Source organism: Nocardioides sp. AN3, assembly GCF_054653495.1.
The window spans coordinates 33,671-55,045 of sequence record NZ_BAAIGC010000028.1 but is presented as its reverse complement, the minus strand read 5'-3'; the positions used below and the strand labels follow the sequence as shown (position 1 = coordinate 55,045).

Annotated in this window: 17 protein-coding genes; 5 read left to right on the top strand and 12 right to left on the bottom strand. The window is 69.5% G+C overall.

Features of this window, described 5'->3' with window-relative positions:
- Position 1 precedes the first annotated feature (1 nt).
- Positions 2-868: a polyphosphate kinase 2 gene (gene ppk2, locus ACYQ1K_RS22475; protein ID WP_459985553.1), complete on the bottom strand. Its 867-nt coding sequence runs from the start codon at positions 866-868 to the stop codon at positions 2-4.
- Positions 869-1,047: 179 nt separating this feature from the next.
- Here ppk2 and ACYQ1K_RS22470 point away from each other — a divergent pair, with 179 nt between their 5' ends.
- Positions 1,048-2,673, top strand: a complete 1,626-nt coding sequence (locus tag ACYQ1K_RS22470) for an FMN-binding glutamate synthase family protein (RefSeq protein ID WP_459985552.1) — start codon at positions 1,048-1,050, stop codon at positions 2,671-2,673.
- Between the two features lie 27 nt (positions 2,674-2,700).
- Here ACYQ1K_RS22470 and ACYQ1K_RS22465 read toward each other — a convergent pair whose 3' ends face one another.
- The 7 genes from ACYQ1K_RS22465 to ACYQ1K_RS22435 all read right to left on the bottom strand — a co-directional run bounded on the left by ACYQ1K_RS22465 (position 2,701) and on the right by ACYQ1K_RS22435 (position 11,777).
- The gene (locus ACYQ1K_RS22465) at positions 2,701-5,079 is read right to left on the bottom strand and encodes a hypothetical protein (protein WP_459985551.1); all 2,379 of its coding nucleotides are present in this window, start codon (positions 5,077-5,079) and stop codon (positions 2,701-2,703) included.
- Positions 5,080-5,303: 224 nt separating this feature from the next.
- Complete coding sequence (locus tag ACYQ1K_RS22460) at positions 5,304-5,441, bottom strand: hypothetical protein (protein ID WP_459985550.1); 138 nt, start codon at positions 5,439-5,441, stop codon at positions 5,304-5,306.
- 164 nt (positions 5,442-5,605) lie between these two features.
- Complete coding sequence (ppdK, locus tag ACYQ1K_RS22455; protein ID WP_459985549.1) at positions 5,606-8,248, bottom strand: pyruvate, phosphate dikinase; 2,643 nt, start codon at positions 8,246-8,248, stop codon at positions 5,606-5,608.
- Entirely contained in the window at positions 8,245-9,117 is an 873-nt protein-coding gene (locus tag ACYQ1K_RS22450) for a pyruvate, water dikinase regulatory protein (RefSeq protein ID WP_459985548.1), read from the bottom strand. The genes ppdK and ACYQ1K_RS22450 overlap by 4 nt, the downstream gene beginning before the upstream one ends.
- 135 nt (positions 9,118-9,252) lie before the next feature.
- Positions 9,253-10,605: an alkaline phosphatase family protein gene (locus ACYQ1K_RS22445; RefSeq protein WP_459985547.1), complete on the bottom strand. Its 1,353-nt coding sequence runs from the start codon at positions 10,603-10,605 to the stop codon at positions 9,253-9,255.
- A 105-nt stretch (positions 10,606-10,710) separates the two neighbouring features.
- Positions 10,711-10,860 (bottom strand): hypothetical protein, encoded by a 150-nt coding sequence (locus tag ACYQ1K_RS22440; protein WP_459985546.1) that lies wholly within the window; start codon positions 10,858-10,860, stop codon positions 10,711-10,713.
- 146 nt (positions 10,861-11,006) lie between these two features.
- On the bottom strand, positions 11,007-11,777 hold the full coding sequence (locus ACYQ1K_RS22435) for a C40 family peptidase (protein WP_459985544.1): 771 nt from the start codon (positions 11,775-11,777) through the stop codon (positions 11,007-11,009).
- Positions 11,778-12,165: 388 nt separating this feature from the next.
- On the opposite strand from ACYQ1K_RS22435, the gene ACYQ1K_RS22430 reads away from it, so the two are divergent.
- A complete protein-coding gene (locus ACYQ1K_RS22430) occupies positions 12,166-12,555 on the top strand; it encodes a VOC family protein (protein ID WP_459985543.1) in 390 nt (129 codons plus the stop codon).
- Between the two features lie 12 nt (positions 12,556-12,567).
- On the opposite strand, the gene ACYQ1K_RS22425 is transcribed toward ACYQ1K_RS22430, so the two are convergent.
- On the bottom strand, positions 12,568-14,220 hold the full coding sequence (locus ACYQ1K_RS22425) for a DEAD/DEAH box helicase (RefSeq protein ID WP_459985542.1): 1,653 nt from the start codon (positions 14,218-14,220) through the stop codon (positions 12,568-12,570).
- Between the two features lie 136 nt (positions 14,221-14,356).
- Between ACYQ1K_RS22425 and ACYQ1K_RS22420 the strand changes: the two genes are divergently transcribed.
- Together ACYQ1K_RS22420 and ACYQ1K_RS22415 are read left to right on the top strand one after the other, a co-directional pair.
- A complete protein-coding gene (locus tag ACYQ1K_RS22420; protein WP_459985540.1) occupies positions 14,357-15,277 on the top strand; it encodes a methylenetetrahydrofolate reductase in 921 nt (306 codons plus the stop codon).
- A gap of 147 nt (positions 15,278-15,424) precedes the next feature.
- Positions 15,425-16,783: a polysaccharide deacetylase family protein gene (locus ACYQ1K_RS22415; protein ID WP_459985574.1), complete on the top strand. Its 1,359-nt coding sequence runs from the start codon at positions 15,425-15,427 to the stop codon at positions 16,781-16,783.
- Positions 16,784-17,088: 305 nt separating this feature from the next.
- On the opposite strand, the gene ACYQ1K_RS22410 is transcribed toward ACYQ1K_RS22415, so the two are convergent.
- On the bottom strand, positions 17,089-17,988 hold the full coding sequence (locus ACYQ1K_RS22410; protein ID WP_459985539.1) for an alpha/beta fold hydrolase: 900 nt from the start codon (positions 17,986-17,988) through the stop codon (positions 17,089-17,091).
- A gap of 195 nt (positions 17,989-18,183) precedes the next feature.
- On the opposite strand from ACYQ1K_RS22410, the gene ACYQ1K_RS22405 reads away from it, so the two are divergent.
- A complete protein-coding gene (locus ACYQ1K_RS22405; protein ID WP_459985538.1) occupies positions 18,184-18,444 on the top strand; it encodes a hypothetical protein in 261 nt (86 codons plus the stop codon).
- Between the two features lie 585 nt (positions 18,445-19,029).
- On the opposite strand, the gene ACYQ1K_RS22400 is transcribed toward ACYQ1K_RS22405, so the two are convergent.
- Both ACYQ1K_RS22400 and ACYQ1K_RS22395 read right to left on the bottom strand, forming a co-directional pair.
- Positions 19,030-19,536: a metallophosphoesterase family protein gene (locus tag ACYQ1K_RS22400; protein ID WP_459985537.1), complete on the bottom strand. Its 507-nt coding sequence runs from the start codon at positions 19,534-19,536 to the stop codon at positions 19,030-19,032.
- 815 nt (positions 19,537-20,351) lie between these two features.
- Entirely contained in the window at positions 20,352-20,735 is a 384-nt protein-coding gene (locus tag ACYQ1K_RS22395) for a hypothetical protein (protein ID WP_459985536.1), read from the bottom strand.
- Positions 20,736-21,375: the final 640 nt, after the last annotated feature.

The following is a 21,375-nucleotide window of genomic DNA, read 5'->3' as shown; positions in this document are numbered from 1 at the left end:
GCTACGTGGGCCGGAGACGTGCCGCGTGGTCCGGCACCTGGGTCTGCATCTCCCGCGGCGTCCGCTCGTAGCCCTTGGACGGCGGACGCCGCGGCAGCTCGAGGGGCAGTCGCTGCACATCGTGGTAGGGGATCGTGGAGAGCAGGTGCGCGATCATGTTGATCCGCGCGCTCCGCTTGTCCTCGCTCTCGACGACGTGCCACGGTGCCTCCGGAATGTCGGTGTGCACGAACATCTCGTCCTTCGCCCGCGAGTAGTCCTCCCAGCGGGAGATCGACTCGAGGTCCATCGAGGAGAGCTTCCACCGCCGCATCGGGTCGTGCAGCCTGCTGCGGAACCGGTTCTCCTGCTCGATGTCACTCACAGAGAACCAGTACTTGCGCAGCAGGATGCCGTCCTCGACGAGCAGCCGCTCGAAGATGGGGCACTGGTGCAGGAAGCGCAGATACTGCTGCTTCGTGCAGAAGCCCATCACCAGCTCGACGCCGGCGCGGTTGTACCAGCTGCGGTCGAAGAGCACGATCTCGCCCGCAGCGGGCAGGTGCTCGATGTAGCGCTGGAAGTACCACTGCGTCTTCTCGCGCTCCGTCGGCGCCGGCAGTGCGGCGATCCTCGCGACCCGCGGGTTGAGATACTCGGTCACCCGCTTGATGGTGCTTCCCTTGCCAGCGGCGTCGCGGCCCTCGAAGATGACCACCACCCGGGCCTGCTCGGCGCGCACCCACTCCTGCATCGTCACCAGCTCGGCCTGAAGTCTCAGGAGCTCCTTCTCGTACGCAGCCCGGGGCAGCCGGTCTGGCCGCTGGCCGTTCTTCGCGTTCTTCGCCTTCTTCCCCTGCTTGCCCTTGTCTTCCCGTCGGTCGCTCATCACCGCCACCTCCCCGTGCTGCCGTGACCAGGTACGGCGACCGTACGACGTGGCGACACGGTGCGGAAGAGTGCCGTCGCGGTCCGCCGGGGACGTCAGGCGAAACGTGGAAGCGGTTGCTCCGTCCGCATGACGTCCGGCGATGTAGGCGTCCGCGGTCCACTGGGTACGGCGACGGCATGAAGAAGAGGTGGATGGCCGCCCTGCCGTCGGCGGCGTTGGGCGCGATCGCGGCGCATGATCTGGTGCAGCGCCGGCACGCGATCCTGCGGAACTTCCCGGTCATCGGTCATGCGCGGTTCATGCTGGAGGCCGTCGGGCCGGAGCTCCGGCAGTACATCGTCGCGGGCAACGACGAGGAGCGGCCCTTCAGTCGCGACCAGCGTCGCTGGGTGTATGCGTCGGCGAAGCTGCAGAACAACTACTTCGGCTTCGGGACCGACAACGACCTGGAGCACTCCGAGGGCAACGTCATCGTCCATCACAAGACCTTCGGTCGCGCCTACCCGACCCACGGCGCGGTCGGTCAGGAGGCGCGCCTGCCGTCGGCGAAGGTGCTCGGTGGACCGCGCGGCCGACGGCGGGCGTTCCGGCCGGAGTCGGTGGTCAACATCTCGGGGATGAGCTTCGGATCTCTTTCCGGCAACGCGATCGAGGCGCTCAACCGCGGCGCGGCAGCGGCCGGCTGTCTGCACAACACCGGCGAGGGAGCGGTCTCGCGCTACCACTGCAGCGGCGGTGATCTGGTGTTCCAGCTCGGTACGGCGTACTTCGGCTGCCGTGACGAGGACGGCAGGTTCAGCCTGGCGCGACTCAAGGAGCTGGTCGACTCGGCGCCCATCAAGGCGCTGGAGATCAAGCTCAGCCAGGGCGCCAAGCCCGGGCTCGGTGGCGTGCTTCCGGGGCCGAAGGTCTCGGCCGAGATCGCTCGCACGCGCGGCGTGCCTGAGGGTGTCGACTGTCTGAGCCCCTCGCGGCACTCGGAGTTCGACGACGTCGACTCCCTGCTCGACTTCGTCGAGATGCTCGCCGAGGAGACTGGCCTGCCGGTCGGCATCAAGTCCGCGGTGGGCGATCTCGGCTTCTGGGAAGACCTGGCTGACGCGATGGCGAGCAGCGATCGTGGCGTTGACTTCGTGACGATCGACGGTGGTGAGGGTGGCACGGGCGCCTCGCCGCTGATCTTCACTGACGCGGTCTCCCTGCCGTTCCGGCTCGGATTCGCTCGCGTGTACTCCACGTTCGCTCGACGCGGCCTACATGAGGGCCTCACCTTCATCGGTTCGGGGAAGCTCGGCCTGCCCGACAACGCCATCGTCGCCTTCGCCCTCGGTGCCGACATGGTCAACGTCGGTCGAGAGGCGATGCTGGCGGTCGGCTGCGTCCAGGCGCAGAAGTGCCACACGGGCGAGTGCCCCACCGGCGTCGCGACCCAGAACCCCTGGCTCGCCCACGGCCTCGACCCGGCCCTGAAGGCGGTCCGCGTCGCGAACTACGTCAAGACGCTGCGGCGCGACCTGCTCAAGGTCTCCGAGGCCTCCGGCGTGGAGCATCCAGCGCTGATCGGCCCACGCACGGTCGAGATCCTCGACACCCTCTCCGAGGGTCGGCTGTTGGACGAGGTCTACGGCTACGAGCCGGAATGGGGCTACCCCTCATCGCGCGATCGCGACGAGATCATCGCCATCATGTCCGCGACCGACGAGGCCGAGGCCCGCACGGAGGGTCCGCCGGAGACCGCCGAGGCGGGGGAGTCGGGAGCTGAGGTCGCCGGTGACACAGGTCCGGGCTCAACGGACACCTGACCCCGCAGGACATATGACCCCGCAGGCCTAGCGCACCCTGGTCGCCTTGGAGGTCGCGATCCCGGCGGCGTACCCGGTGCGGTGGGCGGTCACCCTCACGCTGAGCGCACGGTGCTTGAAGTTGCGCGGGATCTTGAAGGTCGCCCGCGTCGCACCGCGGATCGGCTTGCCTGCCAGCAGCCACTGGTAGGAGTACGACGACGCGGTCGGCGTCCACGAGCCGGGGGCCGCGCGCACTGTCTTGCGTGCCTTGACCGTCCCGACGATCTGCGGCAGGCCTCGGTTGGCGATCGTGTCGATGCCGACCAGCACGGTCGGGCTCGCGGCCACCGACGTCGTACCCCCGGTGGAGTTGGCGGCCTGGGTGGTGCAGCCGATGTGCGTCTTGTAGTCCTGCAGCGTGAGGCGGTACGTCGTGCCGGCGGCACCCGCGATGGCCGCACCGTTCCGCGTCCAGGCGTAGCGCACCGAGGACGCTCCCGAGTAGGTCACCGCACACGTGAGGATGTGCCCGACCCGTGATGTCCCGCTCAGGCTCGGGCCGGCGGTGCGCACGGGAAGCGGGGCCACGCCGCCGTAGGTGAACGCCGAGCCGGCATTGGTCAGCACGGTGCAGAACGACTCGGTCGCACACGAGACCGCGTCGAGGGCGACAGCGGGCGCCGTCGTCACCGTGGTGGGCGACGACCAGCTCGTCCCGTTGTAGACGGACGCCTTCTGGGCTCCCACCGCCAGGCAGAAGGTCGGAGCGGTGCACGAGACCGCCATGCCCTTCTCCGCTGTCGTGGGAGCCGTCCAGCTCGACCCGTTGAAGGTGACGGCGCCCGTCTGGGACACCACCGCACAGAACGTCGAGGAGGTGCAGGAGATGCCTCCGGGCCAACCCCCGAGCGCGAGCGAGGTCGGAGTCGTCCAGGAGGAGCCGTTGAAGAGCAACACGTTCACCTTCTGGTCGATCGCGGCGCAGAAGGTCGTCGTGGGGCAGGAGACCGACCCGAGACCGGAGGCGTTGTCGATCTTCGTCGGCAGCGTCCAGGTGGCGCCGTTGTAGGTCACGACATCGCCGTTCTGGGTCACGGCGGCGCAGAAGGTGGTCGTCGGGCACGAGACCGAGTCGAGGCCGTTGGAGACGAGAACCGGCGCGGACCAGGTCGTCCCGTTCCAGGTCACGATGTCTCCCTCGAAGTCGACCGCCGCGCAGAACGTCGCCGTCGGGCAGGAGATGGACGGCCCCGCATTGACGACCAGGCTCGCGTTGTCGACGTAGACGTCGTAGGTCCACGTGCCATCCTGGAGGACCGACGCGTCCACGCCCGTGAACGCCGACACGCAGGTCGATGTCGTCGGGCAGGAGACCGACCCCATCCCACCGCCGAAGGGGTCGGCGGGGACGGGGGCGGACCAGGTGGATCCGTTGAAGGTGTAGGCCGCCCCCGTGTCCTGCACGGTGCGCGTGCCGATCATGCTCAGGTTGGCGGGGCCGACCGTCGTGCAGAAGGTCGAGGAGGCGCACGACACCGACGCCAGGCCGGAGGCGAGGGGCGCGAGAGCGGTCCAGCTCGAGCCGTTGTACGTCGACACCCCGCCGGCGTTGATGACGGTGCAGAACGTCGAGGACGTGCACGAGACGTCGGTGCCCCCGCCGGTGCCCGACGGCGTCGTCCACGTGGAGCCGTTGAAGATCTGGGCGCCTGGCCCGCTGAAGCCGTTCGCCCCCTCGGCGACGCAGAAGGTGCTGGAGGTGCAGGACAGGCCATAGATGATCGGACCGAGCCCCATGGCCGTCGCTCCCGACCAGGTGCTGCCGTTGAAGGTGCGCAGCGCGCCGGAGCTCAACAACGCGCAGAAGGTGGAGGACGGGCAGGAGATCCGTCGGTCACCGCCGGCCTTGCCGGGGTCGGTGAGCACGGGCAATCCCCATGAGGACCCGTTGAACGTCATGACGTAGCCGAAGCGGTCAGCAGCGATGCAGAAGGTGCTCGAGGCGCACGACACCGAGTCCAGGGTGTTGGTGCCGTCGATGTCGACGGGCGCCGACCAGTGGGTGCCGTCGAACATGAACGCCCGCCCCTGGTTGTCGACCGTCACGCAGAACGAGGCCGAGGTGCAGGACACGTCCTTCAGCGGGATCGCGTTCCCGAGGATGTCGGTGTCGATGCGCGTCGGCGCGGACCAGCCGGAGCCGGTGAGGACGAACGCGTTGCCGTTCTGGTCGACCATCGCACAGAACGTCGACGTGGGACAGGAGATCGCCGAGGGGTTGTAGTGCACCGGGTCGACCTGCACCGGGCCGGACCAGCCGAGGGGCACGGCTGCCGTCGCCGGCGCGCCCCTCACCGCCACAGAGAGCGAGACGGCCAGTACGGCGGCCAGCAGGATTCTGATGAGGCTTCGCATGCTCGTCATGGGGCGTCCTGATCAGCGGGGCCCTGTCGCCCGAGCGCGCAGGAGGGACTTTCGACGGTGCTGACACTCCGCCCACCCTCGGCATGCCCGCGATCGCACAGCGGTCTTCGGCACCGACTCTCCATCCAGAGCCGATGGACTGGCAGGGACCGTGCGGAACCTACCCAGTCCTGGCGATCTTTCCCCCATGCCGCGGATCTGCGGCCCGGTGTCTCACGATCAGGTCAGGCGCCGCGGATCCGACGGCCGAGGACGGTCGAGCTCACGCCCGGCACCCGCGGCGCGACGCCGCCGACCTGACGGCGCGACTGGGTCGACGCCGGCTTCGGCGTCGGCTTGCTGGGGATCAGGGCGTGGCTCACAGCGGTTCTCCTCACCGGGCGTCGTCGGGGTGCCGGACGTCGTGGATGTCGTGACCCCTACCCTGTCCGGCTGCGCGCAGCAGGACATCCGCGGAACTACGCACATCGGTACGTATTCGCCTCGCCAGCCGGATGGAGCCGACCGCGGGTCCCGATCCGCGCGACTACTCCTTCGCCAGCGTCGTGCGCGCCGCTGCGAGCCGTGCCAGCGGAACGCGATAGGGGCTGCAGCTCACGTAGTCCAAGCCGATGCCGTCGAAGACGGCGATGCTCGCAGGGTCGCCCCCGTGCTCGCCGCACACCCCGGTCTTGAGCTTCGACCGCGCTCCGCGTCCCTTCTCGACGCCGATGCGCACCAGCTCGGCCACGCCATCCACGTCCACCGATGCGAACGGGTTGGCGGGCACGATCCCGGCGTCGATGTAGGCGCCGAGGAACGAGCCCTCCGCGTCATCGCGGGAGATGCCGACCGCCGTCTGGGTGAGGTCGTTCGTGCCGAAGGAGAAGAAGTCCGCGTGCTCGGCGATCTGGTCCGCGGTGAGCGCCGCGCGGGGCAGCTCGATCATCGTGCCGACGGCGTACTCGAGCTCGACCCCCGCCTCGGCGAGCACGGCGTCGGCCGTCTCGACGATGACCTCGCGCATCCTCTTGAGCTCCTCGGCGAAGCCGACGAGGGGGACCATGATCTCGACACGTGGGTCGCCGCCCGCTGCGCGCACGGCGAGGGCGGCCCGGACGATCGCGCGCGTCTGCATGACGCAGATCTCGGGGTAGAGGAGCGAGAGCCGCACGCCGCGGGTGCCGAGCATCGGGTTCATCTCCGAGAGGCGCTTGACCTGCGCCAGCATGGCCCGCGCGGCGTCGAGCTCGGGACCGGTGGTGCCCGCGTCCTCGAGTCGCTGCACCACCAGCGACTGCTCCACCAGGTCGGGGAGGAACTCGTGCAGCGGCGGGTCGATGAGCCGGATCGTGACCGGCAGCCCGCTCATCGCGGTGAAGATCTCCTCGAAGTCGGACTGCTGCATGGGCAGCAGCTTGTCGAGCGCATCCGCCCGCCCCTCGGGCGTCGAGGCGAGGATCATCGCCTGTACGACGGGCAGCCGGTCGGCCGCCATGAACATGTGCTCGGTCCGGCACAGCCCGATGCCCTCGGCGCCCAGCTCGCGCGCCTTCGCCGCGTCGGGGCCGGTGTCGGCGTTGGCACGCACCCCCAGCCGGCGTACGTCGTCCGCCCAGCCGAGCACCTCGCGGAAGTCGTCGGTGATCTGCGGGGGGACGAGCTCGAGGGCGCCGACGTACACGTTGCCGGTGGTGCCGTCGAGGGTGATCGTGTCCGCCTCGGTGAGCACCGTGTCGCCGATGGTCACGGTCTTCGCTTCGGCGTCGATGCGCAGGTCGCCCGCGCCGGCCACGCACGGCTTGCCCATGCCGCGCGCCACGACGGCGGCGTGCGACGTCATGCCGCCGTGCGCGGTCAGCACGCCCTGGGCGGCGACCACGCCGTGGATGTCGTCGGGCGTGGTCTCCCACCGCACGAGGACGACGGCGTCGCCGGCCTTGCCGCGCTCGGCCGCCGTGTCGGCGTCGAAGACGACCTGGCCGACGGCGGCGCCGGGGGAGGCGTTCAGCCCCTTCGTCACCGGGGTGGCGTCGTGCGAGCCGTCGAGCCCCGGGTGCAGCAGCTGGTCGAGCTGGGCGGGCTCGACCCGTCCCAGGGCAGCGGCCCGGTCGATGACGCCCTCCTCGACCATGTCGCGGGCGATCTTCAGCGCGGCGGCCGCGGTGCGCTTGCCGGTGCGCGTCTGGAGCAGGTAGAGCCGCTCCTCCTCGATGGTGAACTCGATGTCCTGCATGTCGCCGTAGTGACTCTCGAGCAGCTGCATCGTCTCGATGAACTCGTCGTAGGCCTCCGGCAGCTCGGTCCGCAGCTCCGCCAGTGGCCGTGGCGTGCGGATGCCGGCGACCACGTCCTCGCCCTGAGCGTTGGTGAGGAACTCGCCGTAGAGCTCCCTGACCCCGGTCGAGGGGTTGCGCGTGAATGCGACGCCCGTGGCCGAGGTCGGGCCTCGGTTGCCGAAGACCATCTGCTGGATGTTGACGGCGGTGCCCAGGTCGTCGGGGATGTCGTTGAGCTTGCGGTAGACGCCGGCGCGCGGGTTGTCCCACGAGGCGAAGACGGCGTTGACGGCGCGCCGGAGCTGCTCGCGCGGGTCGGTCGGCAGGTCCGCACCCTGCTGGCGGGCCACGCGGCGGAAGGTCGTCACGAGCTCGCGCAGGTCGTCGACGTCGAGGTCGGTGTCCTGGGTGACGCCGCGGCGGGACTTCAGCGCAGTGAGCTCGTCCTCGAACGCGTGGGCGGGCACGCCCTCGACGACCTCGCCGTACATCTGCACGAACCGTCGGTAGGAGTCCCAGGCGAACCGGGGGTTGCCGGTCTCGGCGGCGAGGCCCTCGGCCGCCTCGTCGGAGATCCCAAGGTTGAGGATCGTGTCCATCATCCCGGGCATGGAGAAGACGGCGCCAGAGCGCACCGAGACCAGCAGCGGCCGCTCGGCCGCCCCCAGCCTGCGTCCGGTGCGCTGCTCGAGGGCGTCGAGGTGCTGCTCGATCTCGTCCCAGAGCGAGGACGGCCAGGTGCCGCCAGCCTTCATCGTGGCGACGCAGGCCTCCGTGGTGACGGTGAAGCCGTCCGGGACGGGCACGCCGATCCTCGTCATCTCCGCCAGGCCGGCGCCCTTGCCGCCGAGCAGCGGCTTCATCTCCGCGTTGCCGGCGGAGAAGTCGTAGACGAAGGTGTGGTCGGTCATGTCTGTCTCCTCGGTTGCTGGGCCGCATAGACCCGACGTCGTGCGCTGACGAGCTCGATCACCCGGCCGGCCGCCTCCTCCAGGGCGAGGGAGGTCGTGTCCAGCACGGGGCAGCCTAGGCGGCGCTGGATCTTCGCCACCTCATCGAGCTCCTCGTAGATGCGGGCCAGGTCCGCATAGCCCCCGAGCCGGCCGCCGCCGTGCCCGGCTGCGCCCATGAGGTCGACCCGTCGCCTCCGGATCGTGACGAGCCGCTCAGGGTCGATGGTGAGGCCGACGACCTTCCACGGGTCGGCCCGGAACAGCTCGGCCGGGGGAGCGACGCCGGCGACGAGCGGGATGTTGGCGGTCCGGTAGCCGAGGTAGCCGAGATACATCGACAGCGGCGTCTTCCCCGTCCGCGACGCCCCGACCAGGACGATCTCCGCCTCCTCGACGCCGTCCACGAGGTGGCCGTCGTCATTGGCGACTGCGAACTCCATCGCATGGATGCGCTCGAAGTAGTCGGCGGCCAGTCCCACGGGCTGGACCACACGGGTGGGCTGGGCTCCGGTGCGCTCGACCACCGCCTCGAGCGCGGGCGCCATGAGGTCGGCGCACGGCACCGCGAGCGCGGCGCACCCCTCGAGCACCCGCTCGCGCAGGGAGAGATCGACGACGGTGCAGAACACGACGGCCTCGTCGGGAGCGGCGCGGAGCTGGTCGAGGACGTCCTCGACGCCGGCCAGGTCGTGCAGCCGCGGGTGGCGGACGACGGAGATCTCGAAGTCCGGGAACTGCGCCTGCGCCGCCCGCGCGACGCGCGCGCCCGTATCTCCGGTCGAGTCCGCGACCACGTGGATCTCGACGGCCCGCCCGGTTCCCGTCACGGGGACAGGCTAGGGCCGAGCGGTCCGCGGGGGCCATGCGGCCCCTTCTCGAGACCCCCGCCCAGCCGCTCGTTGATCGAGTGGCCGGATCCGCTAGGCGGAGGCGTATCGAGACCCCCGCCCAGCTGCCATCCGTCAGTGGCTGAAGACGTCGCTCCCGAACGACCGCAGGCCCGGCTGGCCCGCGAAGCCGAGATGTCCGCGACCGTCGGACCCGCCGGTGGTGATGTCGAGCAGGTCCTCATAGCTGCGCAGCGCGGAGTAGTGGTTGTACGGCGTCGCATTCACCGACCCCGGCGCGATCCACTTCGAGTTCAGCAGGACCGTGCCGGTGCGTCCGCCACCGGGGTACTGCCCGGCGCGGGTCGGCGCGGGCAAGTGCAGGAACGGGCCCGCCAGGGGCGGGTAGCCGGGGTTGGCGTTGTCCGGGCCGGGTTGCTCCTGGCAGCACGCGGTCGAGTCGGTGATCTCGGACTCGTCGAAGGTGAGAACGACCAGCATGTGGCCGCTGCGGTAGGCCGGCGAGCCGAGGATCAGCGGCATCCAATGCTTCAGCCACAGGTCCGCGGCGACGAGTCCGCCCTGGTGGCCACCCTCGGTGTTCGTGCCGATGCACGTCGCGTCGTGTCCGTCGGAGCAGACGTTCGGGGTGACCATCGCGAAGGAGGGCGTCGTGCGCTCCTGGGCGAGGTCCTGGGCGAGGTGGCCGGCGAACACGTCACCCTCCGCGCTGACCTTGACGGTCCCCATCGGCACCACGTGCTGGTCGCAGTAGGCCTGACGGTCGGTGACGGAGTGGAAGAAGAGGAAGGGCACGTGCCGGATGGCGTACTGATCGGTCGGGGTGGCCTTGTTGGGGAACGCGCCGTCCTTGGCCGGGTGGGCACAGTCGGTGCCGCCCATCGGGTCCGAGGTGCCGAAGTCGCGGGCCGGGTCGTTGCCCATGTCCTCGGCGTACTGCCGCCACGTGAGCCCGCCCGAGTGGCTGCCGGCACCGGGCCGGGCGTCGAGCTGGTCGCCGATGGTCTGGACGCTCGCCGGGTAGACGCAACCGCTCCCGTCGACCTGGCCGGGGTAGGTGGCCTGGTCGGAGTCCGGGGTCCCGGGGGTGACGTCGGTGTACGTCGAGGTGAACGTCGCCAGGTCGGTGATGCAGTCGTTGCCGGACACCTTGTTGGGTGCCTGGCCCGAGATCTGCGCCAAGTAGTTGTCGGTGCTGAAGTGGCCGATGCCGTAGTACTGCGTGAGCAGCTGGCCCTGCGGCACCAGCACGTCGTTGAGATAGCGAGCCGGCGAGGACGGCCCGAATGAGGTGTCGTAGTCCTCGTTCTCGAGGTCGATCACCAGCACGTGGTGGATCGCACCCGCCGGGAGCGCACTGCCGGGCAGTCGGTCGGGGAATGTCGCGTTGGCCGGGGGCAGCGCTGCCAGGGCGGCACCAGCAAGGAGTACGCCGGCTGCTGCGCCGACCGAGAGTCGTAGGTCCATGAGACGCCTTTCGGGCTTGACAGTGGAGTCGAGCCCGGACGCTAGGGACGCCCGGTGAACGCAGGTCCAATGTGAGGTGGCCAATCCCTCACGCCTGGGATGCCGTCAGGGGCCGGCGCCGCGGTGGTCGACCCTGCCGCAGAGCTGGCACTCGAAGACGCGCACAGAGCCGACGTCCTCGAACTCGATCGACCGGAGCGCCCATTCGTGGCGGTCCGGCGTGTCACAGGTCGCGATGTTGGCGGTCAGCGTCACGACTGCTCCACCCCACACCACACCATGCCGCACCTTCCTGTGAGACAGGACCCCCACCGCAATCGCGGCTCGCGTCCTCGACCCTCCCGTCGCGGGCACGGCCAGCGTCCTGAGTACCCGCCCGAGGCCCAGGTGAACCCCGCGAGCTAGGGGACATACCGGCGCGTGCCGGCGTACTCGCTGCGCAGCGGCTGCTGCGAGAACGGGACGATCTGGACCGTTGAGCCGGTGTGTGGCGCGTGGATGATGTAGCCGTTCCCGATGTACATGGAGACGTGGTGAACGAGCCCGTGGTGGGCGTAGAAGATGAGATCCCCTGTCGCTCGGGTCGACGTGGGGACGCCATGGCGTGACTGGGGGAGCGCGTCGCGCGGGATCCGGATGCCGTGGGCGCGATAGTCCAGCCAGGTCAGACCCGAGCAGTCGAGGCCGAATCCGGACAGGCCGCCCCACAGGTAGTGCAGGCCGAGGAACGACATCGCCGTCTGCTTGAGGCTCGCCCGTGAGGGCGCGATGGCGGCACGTTGCGGACGATGGACCACCACGGTGCTGCTCGCGACCCGACGGACGAACCCGCGCGGTGTCAGGACGCGCACCCAGGGTCCGACCTTGCCTGCCACATGCAGCGTCGTCCCGAAGCTGATCTCGACGGTTCGCCTGTGGCCGGCGTCGTCGGAGCGCAGCCATGCGGTGCGCGCGGTCACCGTGGCGACCTGAGCGGTGCGGGCCGGTGTGCGGGCGGTGAGCTGGCGGCGGGGGATCCAGCCCGGGTATCCGCGGGGGTCCTTCTGACTGGGTTGTGAGGGCACCACGACCTTGACCCAGCCGGGCCGCAGTGCGACGACGACGACCCGATCACCGAAGAGGGCCTCGGTGTCGCTGCGTACGTCGAGGGCGCGCCGCTGGGAAAGGCTCATGTCTGCCAGCCATGCCCGGAAGCGGACCGGACTCTCGAGCGCCGGCGCGTCCACTGACCAAGGCGCCGATGGCGACTCCCACAGCCGCGCCACGGACACCGCCACCCATGCGCTGCCGCCGACCGTGAGCGCCGCACGCGGGGAAGCGGAGGGCGCACCTGACGACGAGGCAAGCTGCGCGACGCCTACCGCCTGCTGTCGAGGAGGTGGGAGCGCCGCCGAGGTCGAAGGTGAGCTGCCGCCTACCACCAGCACGGAGAGCAGCGCGGAGACCACAGCAGCGCGGATGCCGGATTTCATGCGGTCAGGATCACCCACCGTCGATTGCCCCGACAAGGGTTTGGACAAGAACCCCTGTCCGGCGGTGGCGGGGCACCAAGATGGGCACATGGACGTCCTTGCCAGTCGTGTGCTCCTCCATCCGACGGACTCGGAGCGCTCGCAGCGCTTCTATCGCGAGGCGTTGGGGCTTGCGGTCTACCGGGAGTTCAGCGGGGGTGTGGTCTTCTTCCTCGGCGGCGCCTTCTTGGAGGTGTCCGGAACTGCTCCCACAGGGTCGGCGACCCCGACCGTCGAGCTGTGGCTGCAGGTCCGTGACGTCGCCGCCGAGCACGAGCGGCTCAGCGCCGCCGGCGTGCCGATCATCCGCGAGCCGCTCCAGGAGCCGTGGGGTCTGATCGAGATGTGGGTCAGTGACCCCGACGGCGTACGGATCGTGCTCGTCGAGGTGCCGGAGGACCACCCGCTACGACGCGACCAACGGAGCATCTCCGCGTGAGGCGCCCTCCGGTCACGTGCCGTCCTCGGTCAGGGCCGTGGAGGGCAGCCAGTCGGCCCCCAAGAGCTGGGCGATGTCGGTGAGACCCGTCGTGTCGCTTCCTACCATGGCGGAGGCTGCTGCGATCCGCTCCACCATCAGCTTGCCGACCTGCTCCTCGACCGTGCTCTCGGCGTAGGCGATGTGCCACGGCGAGACCTGGTGGTCACGGTGGGTGCGCCCGGTCACCTGACGTCCGGCGATGCCCGAGAAGCGGGCCTGGTGGAAGACGCCGACCCGCGGCTCGGTGCTGGCCGAGCGGCCGTCGGCGAGGGTCTCACCGGCGTGCAGGCTGAACGAGGCGACCGAGGTGAAGACACAGACCTTCGCCTCTCCCGTCTGGAACCGGAGCCGCTCGGCCTCGGAGTCGAACCGGCCGCGCCCGTAGATCGTGGCCACGTCGATGCCGGAGTCACGCAGTCGGTCGGCGATCGGGTCGGCGGCGGTCGCGACGAACTCGACCGAGCACGCCACTTGTCGCTCGGCCTGGACCTGCTGGGCGATCCAGGCCACCGTCGAGTCGACACGGATCAGCCCGGCCTTCTGTCGGAAGCGCAGCAGCGCGGCGCGCCCCTGCGCCACATTGCGGCCACGTCGCGCGATCTCCATCTCACGACAGAACTCACCCCACTCGGCCTCGTAGGCAGTCCGCTCCGCCGGCGTCAGTGCCACCGGCATGCCGGAGATCGGCACCGGCCCCCACGGCGCGGCGCGGTGCAGCATCGCTGGGGGCCGCACGTCGGCGAGCCAACCGCGGACCAGCTTGAGGTCCGCGGCGCGCCGCGCCGTGTCCGTGGTCCACGTCGCGCCGTAGCGCCCGTGCTCGATCCCGACGCCGTGGCGTTCGAGCGCGGCCGCGAACGCGGCCCCGGGTTGCGCCGCCGAGGTCCACTCCTGCATCGGCTCGCCGAGCACCTGCGCATATGCGGGAGCGAGATAGGCCAGCTCCAGCGGCATGTGTCCGGGGGTAGCGGTCGTCGCGATGACGAACGGCGCCTTGTCGTGCGGCCGCCCGTGCCCCGAGATCCGCGCCCACAGCTTCCACCGCTTCGTCGTCGTACGTCGCAGCGCGTGCGCCTCATCCGCGATGATCACGTCCCACGTGTGGTCCTTGACCTTGTCCAGACGGTCCCACGTGATCACCACCCATTCCAGACCCCCGTCGCCCAGCGCCGTGATCGTGCGGCACCAGTGGCCGATCGTGATCGCGGCGGGCCGGTCGGCCACCACGAGCACCCGCCGCGCGCCGCGAAGGTCGCCCACCGCCGTCGCCCCGAGGACCGCGGCGATCGTCTTGCCGACCCCAGGCTCGTCGGCCAGCAGGAACTGTCGCCCGCCCGCGGCAGCCCGGGCCGCGATCGCATCAGCCGCCTCGAACTGCATCCTGCGGGGCTCGAGGGCGTCGGTCTGCTCGGGGTTGGGGGTTGGACTGTCCGGGTTGAGGGTGTTCTCGATGAACCGGCCGAGCGTGTACGGCCCCGGAGCGTAGGGCGCAAGGTGCGCGGGCAAAGACCGCCCGACGAACAGATGGGTCTTGACGGCCGGGTGCCAGGACGCGCCGTCCACCTGCGCCCCGTAGGGGACGTCGAGCACCCACAGCCGCTCGCCCGGCCCGGCGGCCGGCAACGGTCGCGATGGCTGTCGCGTGCCGCTCCGGCGTGGTGACGCCCGGCGTCGACGAGCACGGGAAGAGCGAGGCGTGGGCACTCCCGGACGCTATCGGGCGGCGGGCCCTGGTTCGGGGATCCGCTACGGTCGCGTCGTGGAACTTGTGGCACACCTGCGTTCCGGTGGGGGAGAGTTCCTTCTCTTCGCGATCACGCCGCCTCGGCGGTCGACGCCCGACGAACGACTTCCTGAGATCGCTCGGGCCACGATCGACCGGCTGAGTGGACTCGACCTCGATGGTCTTGTCGTCTACGACATCGATGACGAGAGCGCCCGCAACCCGGACGAGCGTCCGTTCCCGTTCAGCCCCACCGTCGACCCGTCCGACTACCGCACTGCCCACCTCCAGGCATGGAAGACACCGGTGATCATCTACCGCGCGGTCGGCAAGTATCAGCGCAGGAGCCTGGAGTCCTGGATCTCCGAGCAGGACCCGGACCGCACCTTGACCGTCATGGTCGGCGCTGCGTCCAGCGGCACGTCCGCGCCGGTCTCGCTCGCCGAGGCGCAGGCCATCCGTGCCCAGCTGAACCCGGACCTGTTGCTGGGCGGAGTGGCGATCCCTGAACGGCACAGTCGGCGAGACAACGAGCACCTGCGCCTGATCGCCAAGCAGGAGGCGGGCTGCCGGTTCTTCATCACCCAGGTCGTCTACGACCTCAACGCCGCCAAGAACCTCGTCTCGGACTACCGCTACGAGTGCGAGGCGCGAGGGGTGGCCCCGGTGCCGATTGTCTTCACGTTCTCGGTGTGCGGCTCGATGAAGACCCTCGAGTTCCTTCGCTGGCTCGGAGTCGACGTGCCGAGATGGATCGAGAACGACCTGCGGCACGCGGCGAACCCGCTGACCGCGTCGCTGGAGCAGGCGGTCGTCACGGCAGCCGAGCTCATCGACTACTGCCGACGCTTGGGGGTGCCGTTCGGCCTCAACGTGGAGAGCGTGTCGATCCGCCGCGAGGAGATCGAAGCGTCCGTCGAACTGGCTGCTCAGCTATCGGCTCGCTTGCGGCAGTAGGCGGTCAGGCCGTCCGGCGACATTTGGGCTGGTTGGTCTGGTTTGGCCCGCGCGGACCGGTGGTGGGTGTCATCCTGTGGGTCCGGAATCGGCGGTTGCCGACGCGCACGAGGGGGCGAGCGGGTGGGACGTGTTGGCAGGCCCGTGATGCTCACCGTGGTGATGATCGTGTCGACGATCATCGCGGCACTCGTGGTCGTCCTGCCCTCCGGACCGGCGGCAGCCGCGCCACGCCGGTGCTCTGCTGGGCTTGTCGCGCTCACCTTCGACGACGGGCCCGCCTCCGACGTGACGCCCGAGCTGCTCGGCATCCTCACCGCACACCATGTGCCGGCCACCTTCTTCATGGTGGGCGAGCGCATCCGCTCGGCCCCGAGCGTCGCCCGCCGGGTCGCTCGCGCTGGATTCGCCATCGGCAACCACACCGACCACCACGAGCAGCTGACCCGACTCAGCGACGACGCGATCCGCGCCACGCTACGGCGCACACGGCAAGCGGCCGCGGACGCGGGAGTGCCGATGACGCGGCTGGTGCGTCCGCCGTACGGCGCTGTCAACGCCCGAGTCCGCTCGGTCATCTCCGGGACGGGTGGCGTGCCGGTGCTCTGGACGGTCGACCCCCAGGACTGGCGCCCGGGCCGGTCCACCGACGCGATCGCCTCGAGCGTCCTCGCGCAACTGCGTCCGCACCGCACCAACATCGTGCTGCAGCACGACGGCGTCGGGAACTCGCCGAGCTCGGTCGCAGCGGTCCCGCGCATTATCGGCACCGCCCGCGCACGGGGCTACTGCTTCGCCTCGCTCGGCTCCCACGGGACGCCGGTCCCGCCGGTTCCGGCGGTGTCGATCTCGGATGCTCGGGTGAGCGAACGCACCGGCTCTCGCTCCACCTTGGCCTTCTCGCTCAGCCTGGACCGGCCGACCTCGCGGGCCACCAGTGTCCTGGTGACCACGGCCGACAACGGCGCCAGAGCAGGCCTCGACTACCTACCGCAACGGGTCCGCGTGTGGTTCCCCCTGGGGGCAACCCGCGCCGTGGTGCGGGTGCCGGTGCTCGGCGACAGTCTCGACGAGCCCACCGAGATGATCCGGCTGCGCCTGTCAGCACCGCGAGGCCTCACGATCCGGCGCACCAGCGCCCGCGGCATCATCGACGACGACGACCCACCGCCCGTCCTCCGACTGGCCGACGTCAGCGTCCCCGAGCCTGCCGCCGGATCGACGGTTGCTTCGGTGCCGGTCACACTGTCGCGCCCCAGCGGCCGCACGGTCTCCGTCCAGCTGCACACGGTCGTCGGCACCGCGGACACCAACGACTTCACGCCCGTCACCATGACAGTGACGTTCCCACCCGGCACCGCCTCGCGGGTGGTCGGCATCCCCGTGCTCGCCGACAGCCTTGACGAACCGGTGGAGACCTTCGAGCTCCGCACCGGCGCCCTCGTCAACGCCACTCTCGGCGTTGGCGTCGCGCACATCTCGATCCTCCCCCCATCCGCGCCGTAGGGACTCTCACATCGGCGCGAGCCGACGGTGGCGCAGTGGGACGTTGGTCCCTTCTCTTGCGAAGTGCGCGCCTGGGGCGGTCACGTCTGACATCTTCGGCGAGTGAAGAGCTGGCCGACCCCTGGCCATGGCTCGCGTCCTTCCTCAGATCGGCGTGGCCGAAGCCGTCCGCGCGGCGATGCCCGCTGACACGCTCATCTCGGACAACAACGAGAGAGGTTCAACGCCTTGACCACCACCCTCACCACTCCCACCCGTCGAGTCAACAGGGTCGCCTTCGCCGGGGCCGCGACCGGCACGATCTCTCACTGGTCACCCGCTCCGTCGGGCGTCTGAGACACCTGCGGTGACTCAGGACCGGCGGTCGCGCTGATGAAGTCGCGGAGCACGATCGCGAAGCGGTCGGGGTCGTCGAGATGCGGGAAGTGTCCGGCCCCCTCGAAGAGCTCGACGCGGCAGTCGGGGATGGCGCGCTGTGCGTTCAGCGCATGCCACGCAGGGATCATGCGGTCCTTGGAGCCCCAGACGATGAGGGTCGGGATCGGGCGTACGCCGGCAAGGTGATCGTGCGCGCTGACCGTCTGGCCGCCGAAGTCGATCACGGAACGCGCGGTCGCGAGGAACGCGTTGCGGCTCTCTCGGTCGGCGAGCGAGCTGAACCCTCGCCACATGGCGTCGACGTCGGCGGTGGGGCGCCATCCGATCCGGGTCGCACGCTGGCCCAGGGCTTCGACCCGGGCTAGGACGGGTGCAGAAGCCACGAGGCTGAGCACCTGCTTCGCGCCGGGCAGCGTCGCCGAACGGAGGATGAGGTTGACCTCACGGCCCAGCCCGCCGCTGGAGACCAGGACGAGGCGATCCACCCGTTCGGGGAAGAGGTAGTAGAACTGCATCGCGATGCCGCCGCCGAGCGAATGTCCGACGAGCGTGACCCGCGCGATGCCGAGGTGGTCGAGGAGATCGCGCAAGGTCGCGGCGTGCGCACTGAGCGAGTAGTCGCCCACCGGCTTGGCCGACTCGCCGTGACCAAACAGGTCGGGCACGAGAACCCGGTAGTCGTCGTCCATGTTGTCGACCAGGTGTGCCCACTGCCGTTGCGAGCCGAGGATCCCGTGGATGAAGAGGATCACCGGCCCGGATCCGCTGTCGATGTAGGACAGCCCGTGGCTGTGAAGCAGGACCGTCTGCGGATCGATGCGCGCCATGTGGTCATCCTCGGGTCGTCTGGACCGGGCGGTCCCACCGTAGTCCGTCACCGGCACGGCATACTCGCCTGGTCACGTCCGCCTCGGAGCCCGGTCCACGTGACCTCGCGGCGAAGTGTCGCACCTGAGTCCGCTGCTACATCGCGCTCATCGCGCGCCTCGACGCTCCGCGACAGTGTCGCCAGGCGGGTCTACGTGCTCCTGAGCGTCGGTAAGAAGGCCGTGGATGAGAATCTGAGAGTCAGCTCCGGCGTGGCGGAGAGCGTCGACGACGTGCTCCGCGCTGCGGAGACTGAGGAGGTCCGGCAGGTTCACCGGCGTGGTCTTGATCAGATCGGCGATCCGTGCATCGTCGAGGTTCGTCACGACGCGGAGACGTCGGGCAACGAGCTCGGGTCGATCACCTGTGGCCAGCAGCCGTACTGCGGTCATTCCTGGCTCTCGAAACCGAGCTGATCCCGACAGGTGAGGCTCGGGTGTCGGGTTCTTGCGTTTGCCATCGGTGAGGTATTCCCACCACTGCCGAAGCTCGAAAAGCATGACGCCTACAGCGGCGAAGACGCCGAGCGCCCAGCCCAGCCAGCCGTGCCAATGCCGAACCGCCGTCGTCACAGCGGCCACTGCGACGAAGAGGCGCGCTCGAGCGCGACGGAGTCTCGTCCACGCCACCCCGATCCGGACTCTTCCCACGGCGTCATCTTGAAGCACATCGGGACGACGAACGGCATGTTTCGGACATCTTCGCCATCGGCCAATGATCCTTGAACCGCTCTCGGCGTGGTGGCCGTTCCAAGTCGTCGGTGAGGTGCTCCATGACGCGCACCATGACCACGAAGAGGAGGTACACGCCGATCATGTACGCGGCGAACGCGAACACGAGGACAGCGAGCCACGTCAGCGCGACGTGGGCAGCCCCGCTCGCCACCCGCTCACAAGGTGCTCCGCGACATGCGCGAAGCGTACGACGGGAGGCATCCTCTTGCTGGGTCTGCGCGTCCTCGGAGACGTTGCCGATGACGACCAGAGGCGACCGGGCGTCATCTACCCCCGCCGTACGGGGTGCAGGGTCACGTTGCGCAGCGAGCCGCCGTCGGCGATGGCGGTGAGGTAGGTGCATTCGGGCTGGCGCCGCCGATCTGTCGGCGAGCCGGGATTGAGCAGTCGCAGTCCACGGGGAGCCGTCGTGTCCCACGGGATGTGACTGTGCCCGAAGACGAGGACATCCACGTCGGGGAACCTGGCGGCGCAGCGCTCCTCACGACCCTTCGTAGGACCGGTCTCGTGGATGACTCCCATGCGTATCCCGTCGACTTGGACCCGTGCCACCTCGGGCAGCCGCTCGCGCAACGCGCCGTGATCGTTGTTGCCGTGGACTCCGACCAGCTGGGCCGCGCGTGCCTGCAGGTCATCGAGCAGTCGCTCGTCGACCCAGTCGCCCGCGTGGATCACGAGGTCGGCTTCCTCGACCGCCCGCCACACCTGCTCAGGCAAGGCGCGTGCTCGCTTCGGAATATGGGTGTCTGCCAGTAGCAGGAGCCTCGTGACCACGAAGTGAGGTTCCCATCCAAGGCCTGCCAGGCCCCACGAGCATCAGCTATGGCCGCGAGGGCGCTGCGTGCGTCGAGTGGTGAGCTATCGGCGCAGGTCATTCTTGAGCGTCAAGACGGCGCTGGCCGCTTCCTGCTCCAGGGGGTAGGTCTCGGGCTCTCGCTCGTCCCAGACCTCGAGCTCGACTCCAAACCTTTGCTCCGCTTGGTTCGATGAAGGTCAAGATCGTGCGGGGATACTGCCCGTGCAGGGTTGCGGTCAGGTTGGCGGTGTGCGGCTCGTCCGCGAGTCGAGCGTTGACCCGGGCCATGAGGTTGCGCTCTCCATGAGTGGCCCGCGCCCTTGCCTCCAGGTGGCATCGGCGGAGCGCGAAGGCGAGGACGCGCATGAGGTCGTCATCGTCGCCTCGCCATTCGTCGTCAAGGCGCAAGAGCAACGGGTAGAGCCTGGGGTCCGCGAGTTCGGCGGCCGCCTCAAGCTCGAGTATCGGGGTCGGTCAGCCGCACCGTGAGCGCATTCCGAGCCGCGGGGGAAGACGCCTTGAGTTGGCCGAGCCCGAAGCAGGGCCCAGTCTCGAACCCCGGCGCTGTGATCGTCCGACAGCGTGATGAGTGCCGCCACGACGTGTTGCCAGCAGGCGTCGCGGGGGCCGAAGCCACCGGGCAGTGCTCGGGCGACCTCGAACCGAACCGTGTCGTCGGGATGGTCGAGGCCCACTCGGTCGAGGATGATCTCGGCGGCCCTCGGGTCCCAGGCATGGCCGAGGTCGGGTCCCGGCACGAGTGGTCACTGCGGGCCGTTTCCTTTCGGCAGCGTCAGTGAGCGAACGTCCTGAGGAATGCGACGCCTTGCCTTGCGATGCCGTCGTGGATTTTCCGGGCGTGCTCGATTGCGTCGTTGCGCGTGCTCGCATGGACGCGCGTCCGCTCGCCGCTGTCCGCCTCAACCTCGACAGCCCAACGGTCTCCCAGCACGTAACGCTGCACCAGGTCAGGGAGAACGCGGTAGGAGAGGTACGTTTCGGCCGGATCGGTCAGAACCTTGGGTGTGGCGACCATGAAACGCCACCGGCGGAGACGATCGACCGCGGGTTCGATCCGAAGGGTCACGCGCACACCGTCGGGTCCTGCGACGTCGGGAACCTGCAAGGCGTCCTGGGACGTCGGGCTGTACAGCTCGCGGCGATGGTCCTTCCTCACCGCCATATTCAAGCGCACTTCCAACCGTCAGGCGGGACGAACCGCACATCGGCAGATGCGTCCGACTTGCGGCGAAGGTCCCCACCCGGCGGAAAGACCCATCCTGGTGCCCGCGCGGATCGGGGAATGGGCGGACAGTTCTTCCAGGTCCTACTTGGTCTCGCCTTGCGCTTGCTTCCATCCATCTGATCCCCGGGACTTGTGCGGCATCCCGAAGTACCGTCCGGGGAACCACCAGCGGAAAGCCCGGCCAAGACTGGTGCGCTGGCACCAACAGTCGGGGTCGCAGCCGCATTCGCGGTTGCGGGGGTTGTACAGCCTGTAGAGGGCTGACGCGACCATGCTCCGAGCGTACGCCCGGGGCGTGGGAGCGCTAGTAGTTCCGAACGACCGCTCGTCGGCTCCGGTCACTGGGCGACGGATAGTCGGCGAGCTGACGCGGCGGTGTGACACACCTCGGGAAAGGTGCCAACGGCGGAATGAGGGGGTCGGGTTAGGCTTTTCTCCCGAGAGGGTCCGAAGCGGGTGTGCCGGGAAGTCTGGTCGGCGGAAGGTCGCCTGTGCCCCACGCCTCTTCGACCGTCAGTAACCTCCAGTCCGGTCTCCGGGTCTCGGTGTGGTCGATCGTGTGGACGGTCGC

Bases quoted from the DNA above. Each gene is read 5' to 3' on its own strand.
- ppk2 (WP_459985553.1), bottom strand. From the start codon at position 868: ATGAGCGACCGACGGGAAGACAAGGGCAAGCAGGGGAAGAAGGCGAAG.
- ACYQ1K_RS22470 (WP_459985552.1), top strand. From the start codon at position 1,048: ATGAAGAAGAGGTGGATGGCCGCCCTGCCGTCGGCGGCGTTGGGCGCG.
- ACYQ1K_RS22465 (WP_459985551.1), bottom strand. From the start codon at position 5,079: ATGACGAGCATGCGAAGCCTCATCAGAATCCTGCTGGCCGCCGTACTG.
- ppdK (WP_459985549.1), bottom strand. From the start codon at position 8,248: ATGACCGACCACACCTTCGTCTACGACTTCTCCGCCGGCAACGCGGAG.
- ACYQ1K_RS22445 (WP_459985547.1), bottom strand. From the start codon at position 10,605: ATGGACCTACGACTCTCGGTCGGCGCAGCAGCCGGCGTACTCCTTGCT.
- ACYQ1K_RS22435 (WP_459985544.1), bottom strand. From the start codon at position 11,777: ATGAGCCTTTCCCAGCGGCGCGCCCTCGACGTACGCAGCGACACCGAG.
- ACYQ1K_RS22430 (WP_459985543.1), top strand. From the start codon at position 12,166: ATGGACGTCCTTGCCAGTCGTGTGCTCCTCCATCCGACGGACTCGGAG.
- ACYQ1K_RS22415 (WP_459985574.1), top strand. From the start codon at position 15,425: ATGCTCACCGTGGTGATGATCGTGTCGACGATCATCGCGGCACTCGTG.
- ACYQ1K_RS22410 (WP_459985539.1), bottom strand. From the start codon at position 17,988: ATGGCGCGCATCGATCCGCAGACGGTCCTGCTTCACAGCCACGGGCTG.